This window comes from Lentzea sp. NEAU-D7 (assembly GCF_026242055.1).
Classification (GTDB): Bacteria; Actinomycetota; Actinomycetes; order Mycobacteriales; family Pseudonocardiaceae; genus Lentzea.
In genome coordinates this window covers 129,806-135,931 of record NZ_JAPJDL010000025.1, presented here as the reverse complement: position 1 = coordinate 135,931, position 6,126 = coordinate 129,806, and the positions used below count along the sequence as shown (strand labels likewise).

The 6,126-nt window shown below is 71.4% G+C and carries 4 protein-coding genes; all 4 read right to left on the bottom strand.

Annotated features, from left to right (window positions below; all coding sequences use genetic code 11):
- Nucleotides 1–67: 67 nt before the first annotated feature.
- Nucleotides 68–487, bottom strand: a complete 420-nt coding sequence (locus tag ORI60_RS37230; protein ID WP_266042715.1) for a cupin domain-containing protein — start codon at nt 485–487, stop codon at nt 68–70.
- 50 nt (nt 488–537) lie between these two features.
- Nucleotides 538–2,253 (bottom strand): AMP-binding protein, encoded by a 1,716-nt coding sequence (locus tag ORI60_RS37225; RefSeq protein ID WP_266042714.1) that lies wholly within the window; start codon nt 2,251–2,253, stop codon nt 538–540.
- Between the two features lie 14 nt (nt 2,254–2,267).
- On the bottom strand, nt 2,268–4,190 hold the full coding sequence (locus tag ORI60_RS37220) for an FAD/NAD(P)-binding protein (RefSeq protein WP_266042713.1): 1,923 nt from the start codon (nt 4,188–4,190) through the stop codon (nt 2,268–2,270).
- Nucleotides 4,191–4,536: 346 nt separating this feature from the next.
- Nucleotides 4,537–6,093 carry a serine hydrolase domain-containing protein gene (locus ORI60_RS37215; RefSeq protein ID WP_266042712.1) on the bottom strand — a complete coding sequence of 519 codons (1,557 nt, stop codon included), beginning with the start codon at nt 6,091–6,093 and terminating at the stop codon, nt 4,537–4,539.
- Nucleotides 6,094–6,126: the final 33 nt, after the last annotated feature.

Genomic DNA, 6,126 nt, shown 5'->3' with positions numbered 1-6,126 from the left:
GGGGGGGCGGGGGCGCGGGGGGGGGGGGGGGGGGGGCCGGGGCCCCGCCCCCCCCGCGAAGGGGGTGCTACTCGGCGGCGGCACCGGCGGCGACGGCCGCGCTCACCTCGTCGTCGGTGAGGCGTCGCGTGCCCTTCTCCCGCACCACGAGCGCGTAGCAACCGGTCGGCGACGACACCTGGTGCACGCTCTCCGGCTTCTCGATGAACAACGTCCCCGCCGGGTAGCGGTCGCCGTTGTCGTTGTGCAGCTCGCCTTCGAGGATCAGCAGCAGCTCGAAACCGAGGTGCTCGTGCAGATCGCCGTGCGAACCGGGCTTGAAGTGGGCGATGTAGGCCTCGGCACCGGTGGGGCCGGTCTCCGCCGCGGTGTAGAGCCATTCCACGTCCACCTCGTTGCGCCCCGGCTGGACGTACTCCTCCCACTTGATCTGGCCGTTGTGCAGGCCGCCGGCGAAGAGGGACGAGTAGATCTTGATGTCGCGCATGGCAGTTTCTCCTCGGTGGTGGTGGTGCGGGAGTGCGGAACTGTTGTCGCTCAGCCGATTCCGGGAGCCGCGGGCAGCGCGGTCTCCAGCAGTGCGTCGGCCAGGTACTCGACGGAGCCGGGGAACTCGGTCCCCGCGGCCCGCTCGACGTCGCGGGCGCGCAGCTCGTTGCGGCGGATCTTCCCGGACGTGGTCTTCGGCAGCGTCGTGAACTCGAGGCGGCGAACCCACTGGTGCGGCGCCAGGTTCGCGCTGACGTGGCTGAGGATTCGCCGCGCGGTCTCGGCGTCGGGGAGCACGCCCGCCGCGAGCGCGACGTAGGCCTTGGGCACCACCAGGCCCACCGGGTCGGGAGCGGGCACCACCGCGGCCTCCGCCACGGCGTCGTGTTCCAGGAGCACGCTCTCCAGCTCGAACGGTGAGATCCGGTGGTCGTAGGACTTGAACATGTCGTCCGTGCGCCCCAGGTAGTGCAGATAGCCGTCTTCGTCGCGGTGCGCGATGTCGCCGGTGTGGTAGTAACCGCCGGCGAACGTCTTGGCGTTCTTCTCCTCGTCGTCGACGTAGCCGGGCATCACACCCAGCGGCCGCGACGTGAGGTCGACGCAGACCTCGCCGTCGTCGCCCACCGCGCCCGTGGCGGGGTCGACGAGCACGATGTCGTAGCCGGGCAGGGGTTTTCCCATCGAGCCGAGCCGGACCGGCAGCGCGGGACTGTTGCCGATCTGCGCCGTGGTCTCGGTCTGCCCGTATCCGTCCCGCACGGTCACGCCCCACGCCGCGCGGACCTGCTCGACCACTTCGGGGTTGAGCGGTTCACCCACGCTGCCCGCCTCCCGCAACGACACGGGCCAGCGGCGCAGGTCCTCCTGGATGAGCATCCGCCACACCGTCGGCGGGGCGCAGAACGTCGTCACGCCGTGCCGGACCATGCGGTCCACCAGGTCCACGGCGTTGGCGGTGGTCACGCTCAGCACCGACGCCTCGGCGTTGAGCGGCACGAAGAACGAGCTCCACGCGTGCTTCGCCCAGCCGGGCGCGGAGACGTTGAGGTGGACGTCTCCCGGGCGGACACCGTTCCAGTACATTCCGGACAGATGTCCCACCGGGTAGCTGACATGGGTGTGCCGCACCAGTTTCGGACGCGAGGTCGTGCCCGAGGTGAAGTACAGGAACAACGTCTCGTCGGCGCGCGTCGGCGCCTCGGGGGTGAAGCCGGCCGGGGCCGACCGCAGGTCGTCGAGAGCGAGCCAGCCCCGCACCCGGCCCGCGCAGATCCTCGTGACGTGGCCGGGCAACCACTCGAAGCCCTCGGTCAGCTCCGGTGTCGTGAGCACGTGCCGCACATCGGCTCGTTCGACGCGGTCGACCAGGTCCGCACCGGACACGGTGGTGAAGGTCGGGACGACGACCACGCCCAGTTTCATCGCGGCCAGCTGCGACTCCCAGACGGCGAGCTGGTTGTCGAGCATCATGAGCAGCCGGTCGCCGCGACGCACGCCCGCGGCGCGCAGGCCGTTGGCGAGGCGGTCGGACCGTTCCGACAGCTCCGCGTAGGAGACCTCCTCCTCGAACTGGCCACCGACGACGTGCAGTGCTGTGCGGTCGTTTCCCCTTGCCACGACGTCGAACCAGTCGAGCGCCCAGTTGAACTCGTCGAACTCCGGCCACCTGAACTCGGCGTGCGCGCGGTCGTGGTCGTGCCGGAGCTCCAGCAGCAGGTCCCGGGCGGCCCGGAACTTCTCGGTGGCTGTTCTCGGTGACATGACTGGGTTTCTCCTCAGATCGCGGCGGCCGGGTGCGCGACCGCGGGCGTGGGCTTCCGGATGGCGGCGCGGTGGCGCAGGACGTCCTCGGCGATGCCGTCGGCATCGGTGTGGAACCCGGTCATCGGACCCGGCCTGCCGGTCCCGATCTGCGTGAACCACCGCGTGTTCTCGGTGGGCACGCCCAGGGCGTACAGATCGGGGTCGGGGTTGCCCAGCACGTCGATGACGTGGAACGGGCTGCGGGTGACCGAGACGCTGCCGGCGCGGAACCGCACACCGCTCGACAGGTCGGTGTTGACCAGCTCGGTGATCAGCCCGTCGGACACCAGGCCCGCGATGAGCGCGTCCGAGTTGGACGACAGGGTCGCCCGCGGGATGCGCGCGTCGATCAGCGTGGAGACCTGTCGCCGCGATCCGGCGACGCACGACGACTCCAGCACGAAGGTGCCGCTCTCGTGATCGGCTCTGACGGACGTCCCCGGTCCCACCACCGTCAGCAGCCCGGCGCGGATCACGGCGGCCGCCTGGTCCACCCGGATCCAGGGCGGGCCGGCGGACACCATCGTGTTGATGGGGTTGAACCACGTCACGAACTCGCGGTGCGACTCGGGCCGCAGCCCGGCGAAGTCGACGGCCTGCCGCACCATCCCGCGGGTGTCGCGCAGGATGTCGAGCGCCGCCTTCAGCGGGTTGTCGACGTTGCCCTCACGAGCCTCGGCGACGTCCTGCCGCAGCAGCTCCAGCAGCTCGTCGTGGAAGGCGTCCGGGCTGTCGAACTCCCGATCGACGAACGGGCGCGCGATCTGCTCCAGGTCCAGCGGCGGCACGTCCCCGAGGTCCCACGCCGCCAGCAGCTCCTCGCGGTCGGTGGACACCAGGTGGCCGTCCGCGAACCACCGCGCCGCCTCCTCCCCGTGCCTGCGCCGGACGTGCGCGGTGTAGTAGACGTGCTCGACCTCCAGGCGCAGCAACGACAACACGTCCCGCACGAAGTCGAGCTGCGCGGATCCGGTGACCCGCTGAGCACCGCGCCGGGCCCGCACGATCGCGTCCCCGGTGACGAACTTGGGGCTGTAGCGGTAGGTCGGGGCCTTCTGGTTGCGGCCCCGCGCCAGCATCACCAGCCCGCTGCGGGACCCCGCGACCAGGTGCGGCTCCCGTCCGCTGGGCAGGTACTCCGTACGCCCTCCGCGGTCGACGAACCTGCCGCCACGCCCGATGGTCAGCTCCGCGAGCACGTCGAAGAAGGTCAGGCCGAGCCCGATCACCCCGACCTGTTCCCCCGGAGCGATCACGCCCAGCGGCATGTCGGCCGCGGAATCCCCGCGCAGGTAGGTCAGACCGGCACGGTGCCGCGCGAACGTGAGGAGCTCCTTCTCCCCGTCGTCCGGCCTGACCCGGGGGTGCCCGGTGGTCAGCACGACCTTGTCGGCGGTCACCGTCGTGCCGCCCGAACCGGTCACCGTCGTCAGCCCGAACTGGCGGGTGAGCGACGCGGCCCTCTCCGGCACGTGCCGGACCGTCACGCCGGCCGGCGCGTTGGCGACGATCGACTCGAACGCCATCCGGAGGTACTCGCCGTACACGGCCCGCGGCCCGTAGTCGTCGGGCCCGACACCGGACCAGCGCGGATGATCGGCGAGCCAGTCCGCGAACGAGGGCCCGGCCCCCGCCCTGACCGGACCGCCGTCGGGCTCACCGGAGAACACGCTCACCTCGCCGGCGGCCGTGTTCATCAGGAAGCACACCGACTGCGAGGTCCTCCAGACCCGCCCGGGCCCCGCCTCGTCGGGGTCGAACAGGTGCACGCGCACCTCGCCCTCCCTGGGCGTGTCCGTCAAGCGCGCGACCAGCCTCTCCAACACGGACAGTCCTCGCGGACCCGCGCCGACGATCACCACATCCAGATCCGCTCGCGGGACGAAGTCAGTCATGGCTTTCCTTTCCAGGGGTCGGCGTCTCCGCCGACACGGGTCGGCCCTGACCACGCGGGAGAGGACGAAGAGGCGTCCCGTTCCGTTCTCCCGTTCACGGCGGGCTTTCTGCTGCCACGATCGGCAGTCCGGCTGTCGACCCGCTATCGATCAGGTATGGGAGCCCGGCCACCGGGCCGCGGAGCTGATCACGCAGCCGGAAAGCCTTGGCGCACGCGGGTTCTCCGCCGTGTGGCCCGTGCGGGCTCGCGGATCGCTGAAGCAGCCGGCGCGCACTTCCCCCGCACGGCGAAGACGGCCCTGTGCAGAGCCTTGAAGCACAGGACCGAGTCGCAGCCGGGGACGGCTATTCGGGAGCAGAGCCCGGGAACAGAACCCGGACGTTCGCCGCCGGGGTGAGGTAGGCGTCGCCGAAACGGCGCTGCAGCGAGATGTCCGTGGAGCCGGCTGACCGCGCACGGCCCGCGGGGACGGCCTTCACGACGAACTCCTGGATGCGCGCCGGTTCCACGGGAGTCAGGTGGATCATGCAGAGCAGCTCCCCGCGCTCACCGGGAATCGACCAGGTGACGTCGGCGGCCGTGGTGGCGGAGACGACGGCGGAAGAGCGGGAGCCGAGCAGGGGGCCGACCTCGGCCACGAGCCGGGCGATGTCCGCGCGGCGGTGCGCCAGAGGCCGGTCGAAGTCGACGTTCTCGGCGAAGATCCGTGCGGCCAGCGCATCGTCCCAGTTCCGGACGAGCGAGTCGGCCTGCGCGCGGAGCGCGACCGTTTCCGGCCACAGCGCGGCGGTGGTCGCGGGGGCCTGGTCGTGGTTCAGCATCCGTCCGAGCGCCTCGACGCAGAGCCCGCCGGGGTTGCCCCGGTTGCCGTTGGTCAGGACGACCGCGCCGCGGCCCGACTCGGGGTGCCAGGCCATCGAGAGCCAGAACCCGGGAAGGCCGCCGCCGTGGGAGATGACCGTCCCGCGGTGCAGGTCGGTCGTGACCCCGAGGCCGAGGGCGTATCCGCTGGAGGTCAACCGGGCCTGTCCGATCCCGGTCAGGGTCAGCGACGGTGGCATGAACACGCGCACGCGCTGCAGGTCGCGCCGGGACAGGCGGCTCAGCACCGGGGTGTCGTCCCCGGTCCGCGCGGGCCGGAAGGCGGAGCCGAGCCAGGTGGTCCAGCGCGAGAGGTCGCGCACCGTGCTCACCAGCCCACCGGCGCCGAGGAACGCGTCCGAGGTCTGCGGCGGGTAGGCGACCCAGTTCCCTTCCTCGTCCAGCGAGTAGCCGACCGCGCGCGGGAGGTGGCCGGGCACGGCCGTGTCGCAGAAGGTGGACGTCAGGCCCAGCGGCCTCAGCAGTTCCTCGGTGACGAACTCCGCGAGGGGCCTGCCCACCGCCCGGCTGAGGGCCAGGCCGGCCATCGTGAAACCGAGGTTGGAGTACTCGAAGACCGCGCCCGGCAGGTGGCTGAGGCGGACTCCCCTGGACACCCGGGCGAGGAGGTCCTCGGTGGGAGTGCCGATGAACGGGTCCACCCAGGAGTTGTCCTCGGTGAGACCGCCGCACATGCTCAGGAGCATCTCGATCGTCGGGACGTCCCCCTCGCCGCCGGCGAGGACGAACTCGGGGACGTACTTGGTGATCGGATCGTGCAGGGACAGGCTGCCCCGGTCGCGGGCGATCAGCACGGCACAGGCGATGAAGCTCTTGCTCATCGAGGCGATCGGGAAGAGCACGTCCGCGTCGGGAACGCGGTCGTGCTCGTCGGCCGCTCCGAAACCCGCCGCGTGCGACAGCCCGTCCTGGTCGGTGACGCCGTAGACCAGCGCCCGCGAGTGCCCGGCCGCCGTGTGCTGGCCGAACAGAGCGTCGAGCTCCTTGTGGAGCGGCACCTGGAGCACTTCGCCGGACATCTGCCCACCCACTCCCCCACCCGCACGGCTCGC